The following is an 18,050-nucleotide window of genomic DNA, read 5'->3' as shown; positions in this document are numbered from 1 at the left end:
GTGTGTCAGAATTTAATGTTTACACCAAAGTTCACTGTTTTCATAATAGGGTAACGATTTGAACCATTACTTTCAGGATCGGTTAAGTTGTTTAAATGATCCCAAGTAATTAAGTTGTTCGCATTCACGTAAAGACGACAATTGCTCATGCCGGCCACCTTAGACCAATTCTCGGGCAAAGTATAACTTAACTCTATGTTTTTCAGACGAACAAATGATCCGTTCTTCAAGAAGAACGAGTTTGTACGCTGATTGTGATCACCGTAATTGTCGTAGTGCAACAACGGATAGTTGGCATGTTGCAGATTGTAAGCTTCGCTCTGCGCAGGATTCCAGCGTTCCAAATGATGTTCTTTCACCTTACCGCCACTAACGAAAGCATACATCGCTTCGGCATCGTAATAACGACTTACGTGATCCACACCTTGGAACATCACGCTGAATCCCCATCCTTTATAGTTAACGCCCAAAGACAATGCGTACGTATTTTCGGGAATATCACTATATCCTATACGACTTTCATCGCGATCGTCAATGAAACCATCACCGTTTGCATCCTTATATTTAAGATCGCCCACCTTTACGGCACCAAACGTAGATACGGGGAAATCAGGATTATCTAAATCAGCCTGCGTAACAAAGCCCTCGGCAATCAGTCCGAAATACTGACTGATAGGATTACCCTCGCGCTTGCGATAAGCAGTCTTCAGTTCGGGTTCATCCATGCTGATAATTTCATTGCGTGCGTGCGAATACGTTAATCCAACGTTGTAGCTCAGATCTTCATTGATGCGATTATTATGCTTCAATTCTATTTCGTAACCACTGTTTTTTGTCTCACCTAAGTTACCGGCCGCCAATGCCACACCCACCCATTGTGGGCGAGTAAGATAGGAAGTCAGGATGTCATTACGCTTTTCATAAAACACATCAATGTTACCATTCAGCAACCCATTCCATAAGCCAAACTCAAGTCCGACGTTATACTTGTGAGCCCGTTCCCAAGTTACCCCGAGGTTGGGATACTGAGATTCGTAGATTCCGGTTTTACCTGAACTGCCAAAATAATAAGCATTACTAACCTGAGACCATTTTTCTTCATACAAAAATCGTTGAGCCGTACCGTTCACCGTATAGATGTCATTACCTACCTCACCGTAGCTGGCGCGTATCTTCAGGTTATTGAGCCATTGAGCCGTACCGGCCATAAATTCTTCATTGCTTATGCGCCATCCTAGCGATACAGCAGGGAAAAAGCCAAAGCGTTTGCCTTGAAGGAAGTTTTCAGAACCGTTGTAACCGGCATTAAACTCGGCCAAATATCTGTCATCGTAGCCGTAAGTAACACGTCCTACCAGTCCTTGGTAACGCTTAGCCAACTCTGAATTGTAACGGTAATCATTCTGATTATACAATACCATAGCCGTTACATCATGTTTTCCAAACTGGCGTGCGTAGTTAACCTGCGCTTCCATATAAAGTTTGTAAGTAGTACTGTTCTCCTTACTATACGCCAGTTCGCCATCTGAATTAAACTGATTATAAGCATCCATTGACTCGTAGTTATCACGATTATTTAATTCATACGTAGCAAAGTCGGCCTTGAACATCTTCTTATAATAAGAGTCATAGTCGAACGAAACCATACCTTTCGCACTTAAGCCCTTGGTCAACCAATCCATTTTATAATCTAAAACAAAGTTGGTTTCGTTGATGGTATTGGTAGCACGATAATATCCTCCTTTGGCTAACGCTGCAACGATATTGCTTTGATATTGTGAACTACCTCCGTATAAAGTCTTGGTGCTTTCTCCATTCTGTACCTCGTAAGATACGGGGAAAAGCCAGCCGGGAGTGTGATTCAGCTCATAGAAAGTCTGACTAAACGTACTGCTTTCACTTGTATTAGAGCCGCGACGCTCTTCAAAGCGAGTTCCAAAATTGACAGAGAACGTGAGATCCTTTGTCAGAAACAAGTCCATGTTAGCGCGGAAAGCGTATCTCCGATAACTGGGACTAGAGGAGTTTCCATACATATCCTGGCTCAGTTCTTTGATCAAACCTTTCTGATCATAAAGTTCGGCAGAAGCATAGTACCGCATGCGCTTAGTTCCTCCGCGAACACTAACGTTGTAACGTTGTGCAGGGGCCGATTTTTTCAAAACTTCGTCGTACCAATCTACGTTCGGATAAAGCATGGCGTCCAAACCACTTAACTCTCCGGCAGCCGACTTACGATACATTTCAATGTCGTTAGCCGAGAATTGAGAAGGTAATCCGTCATTCTTCAAAGCTTCTTCCAGCAATACGACAGATTGATAAGAGTCAAGGTACGTGTCGCTGCGTGTGGGACTTTGAATTTGCCAGTTAGCCGTGAGGTTTACTTCGGGTTTCTGATCACGACCACGTTTGGTGGTAATAAGCATAACGCCATTGGCACCGCGCACACCGTAAACGGCTGTTGCCGAAGCATCTTTCAAGACTGAAATAGTTTCAATGTCATCGGGAGCAATCTGCGAAAAGGTACGCTCCACACCGTCCACCAAAATAAGTGGAGAACCGTCGCCGGCAAAGGTAGCCCTTCCGCGAATATTAATCTTCGTATCATCTTGTCCCGGTGCACCCGATGTCTGTGTTGTAATAACACCCGGAATCTTTCCGGCAATCGCTTGAGAGACATTGGCTGCGGGAGAAGCCAGAAGTTCCTTACTCGAAACCTGCGAGATAGCTCCTACCACACTTTCTTTCTTTTGGGCACCGTAACCCACAACAACTACTTCATCCAGCAACTCCGTATCTTCTTTCAAGACGACCTCTAGTAAGGTCTTCCCGTTCACTGATATTTCTTGTGTTTTATAGCCAACATAAGAGATTTGCAGAACAGCCTTCACGGCATTGCTTACTGTGAGCTTGAAGTTACCGTCCAAGTCGGTAATCACACCATTGGTACTACCTTTCTCTAATACACTGGCACCTATTATGGGTTCACCTGTCTGATCTTTCACGATACCCGTCACTTGCCGCTGTTGTGCCCACAGAGTTTGTCCGGCCAGCAACATCAGGAACACCGACAGCCATCTCAGGAGCATTAATACGCTCCCGGATGATTTGGAATTCATTTGTCTATCTTTCATATTATCTTTATTTTATGGAAATAACAAGGTTATTTTTTTGTCGCATTATAAAGGGCAGCTGCCTGTGAAGCCGTCAGCGGACTGGCGCATAGATATACATCGTCAATCAATGCCGGTGCGGCTTTCCACCAAGTTTCGTAACCGAAATAAAAATTGCTAGCCGTGTTAAACAGGTTCAATATGTTGTTGTATCCTGTAAAGTCGCCCGAGGCAAACGCTGCATTGTTTTCATTGTCAAACTTCAGCACACCATTATAATACACTTCAAACTTGTCGGGCATAAAGTTTAGGGTCACCAATGTCCAGACGCCTGCTGTCAGCGCATTATCGGCATTATTATTCTGACAATCAAACCATCCGCCGGCTCCATTATAGCCCAGGTAACCGATAGCGTTAAACCAAAGTTTGGTTGTTCCGTCGTTCAGCACAAAGATCTGATCCCACCAATTCAAGGTAGGCGGGTTTAGCCACATGCTGACACTGAGACCTTCGGTCATATTCTTCCCTTTCAGCGGATTGTCGAAACGGGTATATGCCCATCCGTTTGCATTGCCGGTCCATCCTTCTTGCTGATGCCAAACGGTACCCCTGACTGCATCTTGTTCAAAAGCCGACGGAGTAGCCTGTGCCTCTACGGTAATAAGTTCACCTCCCTGCGCTGCATTCACCGCATTTGCATAAGAGTTGTTCAACGGATAGTAGCCGGCCAAAGACGGTGCATAGGCAGGACTAACGGGGATTCCGCCCGATGCTTTTTTGGTATCGGCATACAGATTCAGGATTTCTTTCTCTGTCAAAGGTCTTGTTACAAAGAACATATCGTCAACCAATGCAGGGGCTGCTTTCCACCAGGTTTCGTATCCCAGGTAGAAGTTGCTGGCAGAAGTAAACAAGTTCAAAACATTATTGTATCCTGTAAAGTCGCCCGAGGCAAACGCTCCGTTGTTATCTTTATCAAACTTCAGTTTTCCGTCGTAGTAAACTTCAAACCCGTCGGTCGAAATATTGATGGTTACAAAAGTCCATTTGCCTGCCGTCAGTGCATTGTCGGCATTGTTATTCTGGCAGTCAAACCAGCCGCCGGCTCCGTTGTAACCAAGGTAACCGATGGCATTGAACCAGAATTTGGTGGTTCCGTCGTTCAGCACAAAGATCTGATCCCACCAATTCAACGTGGGCGGGTTAATCCATAAAGAAACACTTAGTCCGTCTTCTAAGGTCTTCCCTTTGAGTGGATTGTCGAAACGGGTGTATGCCCAACCGTTTGTATTGCCGGTCCATCCTTCTTGCTGATGCCAAACGGTTCCTCTGTCGGCGTCTTGTTCAAATGCCGATGGGGTGGCTTGCGTTTCAACGGTTATTAATTCGCCACTTTGTGCCGCATTGAGATTGTTGGCAAATGTATTGTCGAGTGTGTAATAGCCAACAGTTCCTCTTGGCGGGAAGCGATATTCTTCTCCTCCGCTTACGGCAGGCACGGCAATTTCTTTATCAGTGATGACGTTTCGGTACACTCTCACATCGTCAACACGCATGGCTTTGGGTTGCACAGGCGATCCGTAACCCAAATACAGGTATGGCAAGCGTGGAAATGCTTGCACCAGACTCGGATAGTCAAAGGAAGCAGCTTCGGTTGAAGCAACTTCCTCACTGCTTTTTTCACCATCAATATATAAGGTATAACCTTGGGTGGTGATAATGAGTGCCATGTAGTGCCATTCATCGGCAGTGAAGGGTGGCGTTGAGGCTTGGGTGGGTTTATTCACTTCACCGGAAACGCTCAGACTGTCGCGGTGCAACCAAGCGTTCGGAGTGAAAAAGATGCGCTCCGAATTATCTTCATTGGCAAATGAAAAGATGGCGCCTTCCAGATTGTCGGCTGCTGTTTTCACCCACATGGTAACAGATACTCCCGTTTGCACCTTTACATTGTACAAAGGATTATGGAAACGAGCATAACCTCCATTGAGATTAAGCACTTTTCCTTTGAACTCGTCGGTCACAATTCGGGGAACTTCACCTCCATCGTAGGCCGACAAAGTTACTTCTTCAGGAGAAAGTTCTTCTTCAAACTTGTATTCTCCTTTTAGCTCAAGTTTCGGATAAATTTGATTTCCTGCCGCGGGGTCCATTTGTCCCCAGTCGTCACAGGCACCGAATGAAAGAACTGTAAATACCGCCAAAAGAAGTGACGGCCATTTTCTTGTCTTCATAATACTAATTTTAAAGGTTAATTAGATTTTTCTTTTGTATGGCAAAGATAGATAACCGCTCAGAGTAGCAGGTGGACAAAAGTCTTTTCTTAGTGGATAAAAGTGTATATAATACAATTAATAAGGGAATAATGCCCAAAACATCAGCTTCACGGGGCAGAACACCCGTCGGGCTGTTTTGACGAAATAGCTTTACTACCCCACACTTTTCAACAGATTCTTGTCAAGAGCAAGTTTATGTATTATTAACTGATTGAGGAACTTCGAACAGGCATCGGGAGGAGTTGGACAAAACATAACCAACTTTTTGAAAAACATAACGGCCGATTTGAAAAAGATAACGAGCAATTTGAAAAGAGAAACCGTCTCTTGGGTCATGAGAAACCGTCTCTTGGCTGTGAGACGGTTTCTCGCGGACCTTTTGCTACCGTGCAAATGAGAATAAGCAACCGTCCGAATGAAAAAATGAACCGTGCAAAACGAAAAAAGGCAGGAGTTTAAGCTCCTGCCTTTACGCCTATAATAAATTGAATGTACTATAGGATTATGCTGACAAAGATAATACATTATATAACCAAAGTCAAGCATTTGATTCATTATTTTGCTTGCCTCGTCTACTTTATTAATAGCTTCTAAAACTTGAAATAGAGTACCGGGAAAGAGAATAACGTCAATAATTGCACCTTTTCCACCAAAAACTAAACTTTGTGCTCCTTTTTAAGTCTTATTTTTGTAGCATGAAAAACTAGTAACCATCTTTTAAAAAACAAGAACCATGATGAAACAAGCCATTGGAGTCTTTACCTTACTTTTGGTCGCTTTGTACGCCCGGGCAAGTAATATCGATTTCGATAAAGCCTTTAAAGAGAGTGCCAAGATTGAAAAACAAATTAAACGCACATCATTCGCTAAGCGTACTTTTTATATTACCGATTTCGGAGCAAAGCCCCACAATGAAGCCGAACCATGTCACGAAGCCATCAATCAAGCCATTACTGCTTGCAGCTTGGCGGGTGGCGGTACTGTAGTAGTGCCCAAAGGGACTTTTTTCACAGGCCCCATCACATTAAAGAGTAACGTGAATCTTCACGTGTCCGAAGGTGCAACGCTTAAGTTTTCAACCGATCAGAGTTTATATTTCCCCGGAGTTATTACCCGTTGGGAAGGAATAGATTGTTATAATGCACGTCCTCTTATCTATGCTTATGGCGAAACCAATATTGCCATCACCGGAAAAGGTACCATCGACGGGCAAGGCTCTAAGGAGGCTTGGTGGCCCATGTGCGGTGCTCCCCGATATGGCTGGAAAGAAGGCATGGTGGCTCAGCGCAACGGTGGTCGCGAGCGTTTGCTGATGTACGGCGAAACCAACACACCGATCTACAAACGAATCATGACTCCCGAAGACGGGATGCGTCCGCAGCTGATCAATTTGTATTCGTGCAACACGGTTCTCATTGAAGATGTAACTTTGTTGAACTCTCCTTTCTGGGTCATTCACCCTCTGTTCTGCGAAAGTTTAATTGTACGGGGTGTGAATATCTTCAACCGCGGCCCCAATGGCGATGGTTGCGACCCCGAGTCGTGCAAAAATGTACTGATTGAAAACTGTGTTTTCGATACGGGCGACGACTGCATTGCCATCAAGTCGGGAAGAAACAACGACGGCCGCAAATGGAACATCCCCAGTGAAAATATCATCGTAAGGGGCTGCAAAATGAAAAACGGTCACGGTGGCGTAGTCATAGGAAGCGAAATATCAGGCGGTTACCGCAACCTGTTCGTTGAGAACTGCGAGATGGACAGTCCGGAACTTGATCGTGTAATTCGTATCAAAACAAGTACTTGCCGCGGAGGTGTTATTGAGAATGTATTTGTGCGCAATGTTACCGTTGGGCAGTGCCGCGAAGCTGTGTTGCGCATTAATCTGCAATACGAAAACCGTGAGAACTGTCAGCGCGGATTTACCCCAACTGTGCGCAATGTGCACCTCAAAAACGTGACTTGCCAGAAGAGTCAGCTGGGCGTTCTGATCATCGGATTGGAAGATCCGTCGCTTGTAAACAACATAAGTGTAGAGGACTCTCACTTTAATAATGTTGCAAAAGATGGAAATGATATAAAAAGTGCTAAAGACGTTACCTTTAAAAACTTATACATTAATGGCAGACTTGTAAGCGAATAGGTCTGCATACAGTCATAGCAAGGTCGAATTGATGACAGATAGACAAAATATCTGTCGTTAATTCGATTTTTATTTTTCCTATTTTCCGATTTTTCACAGTAAACATAACCGTCATGTCTAAATAAAAACTATCTTTGCCTCTTGTTAATCCGTATATTTTTGAAATATGGACCCAATAAATAGCATAAAAGAGCTTATCAATCAAGGCAACATAGATAGTGCAATTCTACAACTCGAGAGTTATATTCAAACTGACTCTGAACGAAAAGATGAAGCCTATTATCTACTGGGCAATGCTTACCGCAAACGCGGTGACTGGGCAACTGCCCTCAATCATTATCAGTCCGCCATCGACCTCAATCCCCAAAGTCCGGCCGCAGAGGCCCGTAAAATGGCAATGGACATAATGAACTTCTTCAATCAAGACTATATATAATCAAATAAACGTAATAGAGAGATTATGGCAAAATTTAGAGGAGCAATAGTTGTCGACAACGAACGCTGTAAAGGCTGTAGTTTGTGTGTGGTAGCTTGCCCGGTAAAAGTAATATCACTCGCCAAAGAGGTGAATGCAAAAGGGTATAATTATGCCCGCGAATACGTAGAAGATACTTGCATCGGATGTAGCGCATGTGCTACCGTTTGTCCGGATGGTTGTATCACGGTTTATAAAGTTAAATGCGATTAATAAGAAGAATATGGAAGAAGAAGTTGTATTAATGAAGGGAAACGAAGCCATTTCTCATGCGGCAGTTCGCTGCGGATGCGATGGTTATTTCGGTTACCCCATAACACCACAGTCGGAAGTATTGGAAACGCTGGCCGAGTTGCGTCCTTGGGAAACAACCGGCATGGTAGTGTTACAAGCCGAAAGTGAAATTGCAGCTATTAATATGGTTTACGGCGGTGCAGGAAGCGGTAAAATGGTGATGACTTCATCATCAAGCCCGGGCATCAGTCTTAAACAAGAAGGTATATCATACATTGCGGGAGCAGAGCTTCCGTGTCTTATTGTAAATGTAATGCGCGGTGGTCCCGGACTGGGAACCATTCAGCCTAGCCAAGCCGATTACTTTCAAACAGTGAAGGGTGGCGGACATGGCGACTATCGTCTCATTGCCCTGGCTCCTGCGTCTGTGCAGGAAATGGCCGACTTTGTAGCACTATCTTTTGATCTGGCTTTTAAATACCGCAACCCGGTGATGATGCTGGCCGACGGAGTGATAGGGCAAATGATGGAGAAAGTGGTATTGCCACCGCAAAAGAAACGCCTCACCGACGAAGAGGTTATTGCGCGTTGCCCATGGGCTACTACCGGTAAGTCGGGACGTAAACCCAACATCATTACCTCACTGGAACTTCAACCCGATGCCATGGAACAGAACAACCTTCGTTTCCAGGCTAAATACAAACAGATTGAAGAAAATGAGGTACGCTACGAAGAAATTCATTGCGAAGATGCCGAATATCTCATCATCGCTTTCGGATCAATGGCCCGTATCGGACAAAAAGCAATGGAAATTGCACGCGAAGAAGGTATCAAAGTGGGTATTCTTCGCCCCATAACTTTGTGGCCGTTCCCAACAAAGGCTATTGCAGCCTATGCTGATAAGGTGAAAGGTATGCTTTCGCTGGAATTGAATGCCGGACAAATGGTTGAGGACATTCGTTTGGCCGTTAACGGTAGGGTAAAAGTTGAACACTTCGGCCGTTTAGGTGGTATTGTTCCCGATCCCGACGAAATAGTTGCAGCATTAAAAGAACAACTCATTAAATAACAAATAAGATGGATCCGCAGAAAATAAGAAACATCCTGAACATTCTTTTCATGATAGGTACACTGATTGCTATCATTGTGTACTTCGCCGTTGACGATAAGAAAACGTTTATTTATGTTTGTGCTGCAGCAATCTTCGTTAAGATCATGGAGTTTTTCATACGATTCACTAACAGGTAAAGCGCCGAAGGGCAACTGTTTCTTGCCGTGTATACGGAAAAACGGTTGCTCATAAAAGAAACGCTTTCATAAATCGAAGCATTATGTTAACAAGAGAACAAATAATCAATCCCAAGAATCTGGTTTACAAGAAACCGGAACTGATGAATGACAATGCCATGCACTACTGCCCGGGCTGTAGCCACGGTGTGGTTCACAAGCTGATTGCTGAAGTCATTCAGGAAATGGGTATGGAAGACAAAGCCATTGGTATTTCACCGGTAGGTTGCGCCGTCTTCATCTATAACTATCTGGACATAGACTGGCAAGAAGCTGCTCACGGACGTGCGCCTGCATTAGCAACTGCCATCAAACGTTTATGGCCGGCCCGATTGGTTTTCACTTATCAGGGCGACGGTGACTTGGCTTGTATCGGTACAGCCGAAACCATCCACGCGCTGAACAGAGGTGACAATATTACCATTATCTTTATCAATAACGGTATTTACGGTATGACCGGCGGACAAATGGCTCCCACAACTTTGTTGGGAATGAAAACGGCTACTTGCCCCGAAGGACGTAATCCCGAGATTCACGGTTATCCTATTAAAATAACCGAAGTAGCTGCTCAATTGGAAGGCACAGCCTACGTAACTCGTCAGGCCGTTCACACAGTTGCCGCTATACGCAAAGCCAAAAAGGCTATCCGCAAAGCGTTCGAGAACTCCATGGAAGGAAAAGGATCTAACCTGGTAGAGATTGTATCAACCTGTAACGCCGGTTGGAAGATGACTCCTGCCGATGCCAACACTTGGATGGAAGAGAACATGTTCCCCTTCTACCCATTGGGAGATATTAAAGACAAATAACCAATTTCAGCTAAAAGAATATCCAAATGAAAGAAGAAATAATTATAGCAGGTTTTGGCGGTCAGGGAGTATTGTCGATGGGTAAAATTCTGGCCTATTCTGGTTTAATGGAAGACAAAGAAGTTACCTGGATGCCGGCTTACGGACCCGAGCAACGTGGCGGAACAGCCAATGTTACCGTCATTGTAAGCGATGAGAAAATATCTTCGCCCATTTTAAGTAAATACGATACGGCTATTATATTGAACCAACCTTCACTCGAGAAGTTTGAGAGTCGCGTGAAACCCGGAGGAATCATTATCTATGACGGATACGGAATTATCCACCCTCCCACTCGCAAAGACATCAAGGTTTACCGTATTGATGCAATGGATGCTGCCAATGAAATGAACAACGCCAAAGCATTTAATATGATCGTATTGGGAGGCTTATTGAAAATTCGTCCGGTTGTGACCATAGCCAATGTGCTAAAGGGACTAAAGAAAACATTACCCGAACGTCATCATCACTTGATACCAATGAATGAAGCAGCTATTCTAAAAGGAATGGAGCTTATTCGTGAACAATAAGAAGGCAGGTATCTGCTGTTCTCATTGCGCCCGGCTTTTAAAAGTCCGGGCGCTATTGTTTGTAGCCCTGCATCAAAGCGATAATTGAAGTTAATACGCTTCGCTTTTCTGCTGACAAATTATTTTTTATTGTATATTTGCCGCTAATTATGAAAAGATTCCTGTTTACATACATATTAATCGGTATACTAGCGCATAACCATTTGCAAGCTCAAACCGACCAGAACTCTCAGTTTGACCAATACGGCAATCAGATTGATCCGGCCATGCGCACGCAAAAAGACAGTTCGAATGTGGAAGTACAAAGTGTTCCGCCCAAGCTGTACATGTGGAATGTGAGTGAAGAATTGGGTACTGTATTGCCTATTCAGGTAGACACATTGTTTCATCACTTTCAAAACACCAATCTGGTTGAGGGAGTGAAAGGGCATTATAACTATTTAGGAAACTTAGGTGCCCCCCGTTTATCACGTCTTTTCTTTGAGCGGCCGCAAGCGTCAGAGTCTATGTTCATAGATCCTTTCTCTAGTTTCTACCAGAACCCGTGGGATTTTAAGTTCACAAACAGCAACGTACCATATACCAACCTTACCTATTATAAGGCAGGAAGCAAACTTGACGGTGAAGAACGCTTCAAATCATATTTCTCAGTCAATGTCAATAAACGGTTGGCTTTCGGATTCAACATTGACTACCTTTACGGACGAGGATTATATAATAGTCAATCGACCTCGCTCTTCAACGGCGGCCTCTTCGGCAGTTACATTGGTGACAGGTATCAGGCACACTTGGTATACAATAACTATTACATGAAAATGGCCGAGAACGGAGGTATAACAGACGACAGGTACATTACCGCCCCCGAAGAAATGGCTGAAGGTAAAAAGGAGTACGAAGCAAGCAGCATTCCTACCAATCTGGAGGAAACGTGGAATCGCAATAAGAAATTCTATGTTTTCCTTACACACCGATACAACCTGGGATTTACGAAAAAGGCCAGCGGAGTGGAGAACGATACGGTAGATCGTTATGTTCCCGTTACCAGTTTCATACATACCATGAAGGTTGAAAGAGCTTCTCATCGGTTTATATCAAACTCCGAACCCGAAGATTTTTATTCCAATACTTATATTAATACGGGAAGTTTGGTAAGCAACGACTCAACCACTTACTTTGGCATCAAAAACACCTTTGGCATCGAGCTGATGGAAGGCTTCAACAAATATGCGAAAGCCGGACTCACCGCTTACATTTCGCATAAATACAACCGGTACAATTTAATGAACTCCGATTCGGCAACAGTTGATAAGTACAACGAACAGGAAGTCTTCATCGGTGGACAGCTTTCAAAAAGACAGGGCAACGTGCTGCACTATACCATCAACGGCGAAGCAGGTATGCTTGAAAAGGCCATTGGGCAGTTTAAACTAAAGGGAGATTTAGATTTGAACTTCCGCTTATGGAAGGATACGGTAAGTTTCATCGCCCGGGCAGCTATCAGTAATACACTGCCTGCGTTCTATCTGCGCCACTATCACTCCAACCATTTCTATTGGGACAATGAGTTCGACAAAGAATTCCGTTCCAGAGTGGAAGGAGAGTTAAACATTCAAAGATGGAGGACCAATCTGAAAGCGGGTGTTGAAAACATTAAAAACTATACTTACCTCAATCAAAACGCATTGCCGGCACAAGCAGGCGAAAACATTCAGGTAATTTCGGCTACATTAAACCAAGATTTCAAATTGGGTATTTTACATCTTGACAATGAAGTAACGTGGCAGAAAACTAGCAACGAAAAGATTCTGCCTCTGCCGCAATTGTCATTGTACCACAACTTGTACATCGAAACAAAGTTAGCCAAAAAAGTATTAAGCGTACAATTGGGAGCCGACGTAAGGTACTTCAGCAAGTATAAAGCACCGGCTTACACGCCTGCCATTCAGCAATATCATTTGCAAGCCGATGATGATCAGGTGGACATAGGCGGTTATCCCATTGTGAATGTGTATGCCAATCTACAGTTAAAGCGCACTCGCTTTTTCGTGATGATGTATCATGTTAATCAGGGTATGATGAGTAATGCCAATTCATTCCTTTCTCCGCACTACCCCATCAACCCGCGTATGTTGAAACTGGGATTATCATGGAACTTCTATGATTAAATTAAGCTTAACCCAAACAAAATGGATGAAATACCTCCTGCTAGGTTTGGTATGCAGTCTCATCTCCTTTTTCTGGTTTAGGGATAAGTCGCCTCATCCACAACCGCGTGACTATGCTGCAATCAGTGCCGAAGGAGTTATCCGTGTTGCAACGGAATATAATTCTGTGAGCTACTTTGCAACAGGTGATAGCATGGCCGGTTTTAACTACGAGTTAATTCAGGCTTTTGCGCGTAGTAAGGAGTTGAAAGCTGAAATTATTCCCGAAATGAGTTTCGAAAAGCGTTTGCAAGGTCTGGCCAATGGAACCTTTGATGTAATAGCCTATGGCATACAAACAACTAGTGAGTTTAAGGATTCGCTCTTGTTCACCGCTCCCATCAGCCTCAGCAAACAAGTATTGGTGCAACGCAAACTGGCCGATGGCAAAGTGGCAATAACCAGTCAGCTGGGTCTTGCCGGCAAAACCCTGCACCTCATTAAAGGCTCGCCGGCAGTGATGCGCATCAAAAACTTGGGCAACGAAATTGGAGATACTATTTACATCAAAGAGGTTGATAAATACGGAACGGAACAACTTCTGGCGATGGTTGAACACGGTGACATTGATTATGCCGTATGCGATGAAGAAATAGCACGCGCCTCCGTCGACTCGTTTCCTCAAATAGACATTAGTACGGGCATCAGTTTCAATCAATTCAATTCCTGGGCGGTGAGCAAACAATCACCTGCCTTGCGCGATAGTCTGAATAACTGGATAAAGAGTTTCATGAAAACCAAAGATTTCAAAAAGATCTATCGCAGTTACTACAAAAAGGACTAGCTTCGCCTGTCACGATGCCCCGAATTGGATATTTTTGTATATATTTGCAAAGAGGTAATAAATACATGAATATGAGCAATAAAGTAATCAAATGGGGCTTTATAGGTTGCGGTAACGTAACCGAACAAAAAAGCGGCCCGGCTTTTAAGAAGATTGAAGGTTCTGAAGTTGTTGCCGTCATGAGTCGTGATGGTGCCAAAGCGCAAGCTTATGCCGAGAAAAGAAACATTCCCAAATGGTATGATGATGCCTTGTCGCTGATAGAAGATCCGGATGTAAATGCCGTTTACATAGCTACCCCTCCTTCTTCACATGCTACCTATGCCATCATGGCTATGAAAGCCGGCAAACCGGTGTATGTTGAAAAGCCTATGGCAGTTACGTACGAGGAGTGCACACGCATAAACCGCATCTCAAGAGAAACGGGCGTTCCTTGTTTTGTGGCCTACTACAGGCGCTACATGCCGTACTTCATGAAGGTTAAGGAGTTGGTGCAAAATCAAGTAATCGGTAATGTGATTAACATACAAATTCGTTTTGCCCAACCTCCGTATGATTTAGATTATAACAAGAACAATTTACCTTGGCGCGTGCAACCCGATATTTCGGGTGGCGGATATTTCTATGACTTAGCTCCTCACCAGCTCGATTTGCTTCAGGATATTTTTGGCTGTATACTCGAAGCCAACGGTTACAAAAGCAACCGTGGAGGGCTATACCCGGCGGAAGATACGCTGAGTGCCTGCTTCCAGTTTGATTCCGGTCTCGTAGGTTCCGGTTCGTGGTGTTTTGTAGCTCATGAGTCGGCCAAAGAAGACCGTATTGAGATCATAGGCGACAAAGGTATGATTTGCTTTTCTACTTTTACGTATGACCCCATTGCACTGCACACGGTTAACGGACGCGAAGAAATTGTGGTTCCCAACCCCGAGCATGTTCAGCAACCGCTTATTCAGGCAGTAGTCGACCATCTTTTAGGAAAATCAATCTGCACTTGCGATGGCGAAAGCGCCACCACAACAAACTGGGTGATGGATAAGATCCTCGGAAAATTATAAAAAGACAATAGCACAGCTACATTTCTTTTGATAGAAAGCACCTAATACAACGCTGCAATCTGCCTGTTAGCCTCCTTTTATTGGCTACACGCACATTGCAGCGTTTCTTTTTAAAAAAAAGTAGTTTCCCATGTCACGTTTCACTAACTCGTGCGTCTTATCTATATAAATGGAACTCAATCAGTTTAAAATAACCGTAGTACCGCTCAGGGGCAAGTTACTGAACTATGCACGCAAGCTGACCGACGACTCCTCAGACGCTGAGGATGTTGTGCAGGAGGTAATGTTGAAACTGTGGAACATACGGCAAAAGCTGGAAGAGTACAATAGCATTGAAGCATTGGCTGTTCGCATTACCCACAACTTATGCATGGACATGTGGAGAAGCAAGAGAACAGATCAGGTTTCACTGGATCAGGTGCCGGTAGTCAGTCAAACCGTGAATCCGGAACGAGTCTTAGAAGGAAATGATGAGATACGCCTGATGCGCGAAATCATAAGTTCATTACCCACTTTGCAGCAAACAATTATCCGGATGAAAGATATTGAAGAGTATGAGACAGAAGAAATTGCGCAAATTACCGGATGCAGTTCCGAATCTATTCGCAGCAATCTCTCCAGAGCCAGAAAAAAAGTGAGAGATATTTATCTGAAAATTAAAATGAGTGAAACATGAATATAGATAGTCTTATAAACAAGTATTTTGAAGGAGCGACAACCTCTGAAGAGGAACGTTACCTGAGACGTTTCTTCGCTGAAGAGCCGATTCCTGATCACTTGAAAGTTTATCGTCCCCTGTTTGCCTATTTTGAGCAGGAAATTGAGCAAAATAAGAACAATAAACCAACCACCCTTTCTGTTCGCAAAACCAAGAAGCATGGTTGGTATGTGGCAAGTGGCATAGCGGCAGGTCTGCTGCTGGCAATAACTGTGGCAGGAATGTATAAGTATTACAGCAATAACACAGATTGCTATGTTATTATTGACGGGAAGAGATATACCGATGCTCAATTGGCAAAGGAAGAGGCACAGGCTGCTTTTCAGGATGTAGCAATTAGTGAGGACGAAGTTTTTGCCAGCTTATTTAATGAATAATGAAAATCTGATTATAAAGAAGTAGAATTATGAGTAAAGTCATTCGGTTACTATGTATAATAGCCTTACTGAGCTGCACATCGAGCATCTATGCCCAGCAAGGATTGCAGATTGCCTCTGTTTTCCAAAAATACGGGAAACAAAAAGGGGTAACAATGGTAGAGCTGTCTAATGAGATAGTTGAGTCTTATGAAATGACACTCTATAAAAGTATCACGTTCAAGAATGCAAGTGACGAACTGCCTTTCATTCTGCGTTGCCTCGAAGCCGATAAGAAAAAGGCTAAGAAAGTAAAAGAAGTTATTTCGGGAGGTGAAATTCAATCCGGATATTATCAACTGCCTCAACTAAAAGACGAGATCAACCGCTTCATCTTGTTTAAAACAAATGCCAAACAATCGGCAACGCTGATTTACATTGAAGGAGAGTTGGAAGCCGATGATCTGGTAACGATGTTGTTTATGAAGAAAAACTAATAATGATATAAAAAAACTATTATGAAGAAGCTCCTATTATTGTGCCTGTTATTGATACCGGTAGCAGGCATCGCACAAGAGAACACTGCCAAAGATACAACCCTTTATGTAAACGGCAGAAAGATTAGTATCAAAGAAGGGAATGGTAAGATTAAAGTAAAACTCTACGAACAATCAAGCCACGGTGACACCATTGAAAACGACCAAATATTCGAAGGGGTATACATGGATGGCCAGAGTACGGAAAGAAGATTTGAGTTGGCGGTGCCTTTTAGTAAATCAAAGAAATCGTACGGCCATTTTGATCCTCATTATGCCGGTTTATATATGGGTTATACCAATTTAGCCGACAACCTGAGTTTCAACAATGCCAACGGTATTGATTTGGTTAGCTCTAAATCATGGGAAATCGGATTAAACCTGTTTCAAGGCTCTTTCGTGTTAAGTGCCGACCGCCATTGGGGATTAACCACCGGGTTAGGATTTGGTTACACCTCTTTTCGAGTTGACGGAAACAAAGGATTCGAAAAAATAGGAAATGCAACCGTGCTTGTTGCTCCTTCTCAAGGAATAGAATACAGTCAGAGCCGCTTGCGCTACAACCATTTCCGCATTCCGTTATTGCTTGAGTGGCAAAGCAAGTGTGGCAACAAAGGTCCGATATTTGCTTCACTCGGAGCTGAAGCCGAAATTCGTTGCTGGGTAAAATCAAAAGCTGAATATGAAGGTCACGGACACACATTAGGCAAAGACCTGAATGTAAGACCCGTCGGACTTAATCTTTTAGCCCAGGTTGGTTTCGATGACATCGGCGCTTACCTTCGGTATTCTCCAATCAGTTTATTCGAAAAAGATAAAGGTCCCGATTGGAATCCGGTAAGTTTCGGACTGGTGTGGTATTGGTAACTACAGTTTTTTTTCGTACGTTTGCCGGTGAACAATAAAATGATGAATTAGCAAATGACGAAAGAAGAACTTATGAGGAAAGCCATTGAGCTTTCCAAAGAAAATATTGAAAATGGAGGCGGTCCTTTTGGTGCTGTGATAGCAAAAGACGGAGAGATTGTAGCAACGGGAGTTAACAGAGTAACCGCATCATGTGACCCCACCGCTCACGCTGAAGTAAGCGCCATACGCGCAGCCACCTCTCAATTAAACACATTTAATTTAAGCGGTTATGAAATATATACTTCCTGCGAACCTTGTCCCATGTGTTTGGGAGCTATATACTGGGCCCGTTTAGATAAAATGTATTACGCCAATAATAAAACAGATGCCAAAAACATAGGCTTTGATGATTCGTTCATTTATGACGAACTCGATTTAAAGCCATCCGAAAGGAAGCTCCCTTCTGAAGTTTTACTCAGAGATGAAGCAATCAAGGCATTCGAACGTTGGACCGATAAGGACGATAAAGTAGAATATTAACCGAACGGTTCATTCCGAAAAAGCACTGTTACCAAACTGAAAGGAGTAAGTTGGTAACAGTGCTTTTTTATTTTCCCAAAAAAAACAGTTGGTATTGAG

General features: G+C 43.6%; 16 protein-coding genes and 1 pseudogene. 15 read left to right on the top strand and 2 right to left on the bottom strand.

The annotated features are described in order from the left end of the window. Positions 1-5: 5 nt before the first annotated feature. Both C511_RS0108045 and C511_RS17255 read right to left on the bottom strand, forming a co-directional pair. Positions 6-3,089, bottom strand: coding sequence for a SusC/RagA family TonB-linked outer membrane protein (locus tag C511_RS0108045; RefSeq protein ID WP_034781953.1), 3,084 nt, complete (start codon positions 3,087-3,089; stop codon positions 6-8). Positions 3,090-3,163: 74 nt separating this feature from the next. Beyond that, complete coding sequence (locus C511_RS17255) at positions 3,164-5,347, bottom strand: LamG-like jellyroll fold domain-containing protein (protein WP_051260493.1); 2,184 nt, start codon at positions 5,345-5,347, stop codon at positions 3,164-3,166. 775 nt (positions 5,348-6,122) lie between these two features. On the opposite strand from C511_RS17255, the gene C511_RS0108035 reads away from it, so the two are divergent. From C511_RS0108035 to C511_RS0107970, 15 genes and pseudogenes are all read left to right on the top strand, one after another. Next, on the top strand, positions 6,123-7,532 hold the full coding sequence (locus C511_RS0108035; protein WP_394356841.1) for a glycoside hydrolase family 28 protein: 1,410 nt from the start codon (positions 6,123-6,125) through the stop codon (positions 7,530-7,532). A 166-nt stretch (positions 7,533-7,698) separates the two neighbouring features. Continuing rightward, a pseudogene (locus C511_RS0108030) lies at positions 7,699-8,017 on the top strand (tetratricopeptide repeat protein). After that, on the top strand, positions 7,993-8,220 hold the full coding sequence (locus C511_RS17505; protein ID WP_081698286.1) for a 4Fe-4S dicluster domain-containing protein: 228 nt from the start codon (positions 7,993-7,995) through the stop codon (positions 8,218-8,220). Before C511_RS0108030 ends, C511_RS17505 begins: the two are co-directional and overlap by 25 nt. A 10-nt stretch (positions 8,221-8,230) precedes the next feature. Next, positions 8,231-9,310 carry a 3-methyl-2-oxobutanoate dehydrogenase subunit VorB gene (locus C511_RS0108025; RefSeq protein WP_024996721.1) on the top strand — a complete coding sequence of 360 codons (1,080 nt, stop codon included), beginning with the start codon at positions 8,231-8,233 and terminating at the stop codon, positions 9,308-9,310. Between the two features lie 8 nt (positions 9,311-9,318). Next, entirely contained in the window at positions 9,319-9,489 is a 171-nt protein-coding gene (locus C511_RS18120; RefSeq protein ID WP_148297729.1) for a hypothetical protein, read from the top strand. Between the two features lie 83 nt (positions 9,490-9,572). Continuing rightward, positions 9,573-10,337, top strand: a complete 765-nt coding sequence (locus tag C511_RS0108015; protein ID WP_024996722.1) for a thiamine pyrophosphate-dependent enzyme — start codon at positions 9,573-9,575, stop codon at positions 10,335-10,337. Positions 10,338-10,363: 26 nt separating this feature from the next. Continuing rightward, positions 10,364-10,906, top strand: coding sequence for a 2-oxoacid:acceptor oxidoreductase family protein (locus tag C511_RS0108010; RefSeq protein WP_024996723.1), 543 nt, complete (start codon positions 10,364-10,366; stop codon positions 10,904-10,906). A gap of 149 nt (positions 10,907-11,055) precedes the next feature. Then, positions 11,056-13,071 carry a putative porin gene (locus tag C511_RS0108005; RefSeq protein WP_027318017.1) on the top strand — a complete coding sequence of 672 codons (2,016 nt, stop codon included), beginning with the start codon at positions 11,056-11,058 and terminating at the stop codon, positions 13,069-13,071. After that, on the top strand, positions 13,064-13,894 hold the full coding sequence (locus tag C511_RS0108000) for a transporter substrate-binding domain-containing protein (protein WP_024996724.1): 831 nt from the start codon (positions 13,064-13,066) through the stop codon (positions 13,892-13,894). Before C511_RS0108005 ends, C511_RS0108000 begins: the two co-directional genes overlap by 8 nt. A gap of 71 nt (positions 13,895-13,965) precedes the next feature. Beyond that, the gene (locus C511_RS0107995; protein WP_027318016.1) at positions 13,966-14,952 is read left to right on the top strand and encodes a Gfo/Idh/MocA family protein; all 987 of its coding nucleotides are present in this window, start codon (positions 13,966-13,968) and stop codon (positions 14,950-14,952) included. 169 nt (positions 14,953-15,121) lie between these two features. Next, positions 15,122-15,628: an RNA polymerase sigma factor gene (locus tag C511_RS0107990; RefSeq protein WP_024996725.1), complete on the top strand. Its 507-nt coding sequence runs from the start codon at positions 15,122-15,124 to the stop codon at positions 15,626-15,628. Continuing rightward, the gene (locus C511_RS0107985) at positions 15,625-16,047 is read left to right on the top strand and encodes a hypothetical protein (protein WP_024996726.1); all 423 of its coding nucleotides are present in this window, start codon (positions 15,625-15,627) and stop codon (positions 16,045-16,047) included. The genes C511_RS0107990 and C511_RS0107985 overlap by 4 nt, the downstream gene beginning before the upstream one ends. 29 nt (positions 16,048-16,076) lie before the next feature. Further along, entirely contained in the window at positions 16,077-16,523 is a 447-nt protein-coding gene (locus tag C511_RS0107980) for a DUF6108 family protein (RefSeq protein ID WP_024996727.1), read from the top strand. Positions 16,524-16,544: 21 nt separating this feature from the next. Next, positions 16,545-17,429: a hypothetical protein gene (locus C511_RS0107975; RefSeq protein WP_024996728.1), complete on the top strand. Its 885-nt coding sequence runs from the start codon at positions 16,545-16,547 to the stop codon at positions 17,427-17,429. Positions 17,430-17,483: 54 nt separating this feature from the next. Further along, positions 17,484-17,951 carry a nucleoside deaminase gene (locus C511_RS0107970; RefSeq protein WP_024996729.1) on the top strand — a complete coding sequence of 156 codons (468 nt, stop codon included), beginning with the start codon at positions 17,484-17,486 and terminating at the stop codon, positions 17,949-17,951. Positions 17,952-18,050 lie beyond the last annotated feature (99 nt).

The sequence above is a fragment of the Bacteroides graminisolvens DSM 19988 = JCM 15093 genome, assembly GCF_000428125.1.
GTDB classification, from domain to species: Bacteria; Bacteroidota; Bacteroidia; order Bacteroidales; family Bacteroidaceae; genus Bacteroides; species Bacteroides graminisolvens.
This window is presented reverse-complemented; position numbering and strand designations above follow the sequence as displayed.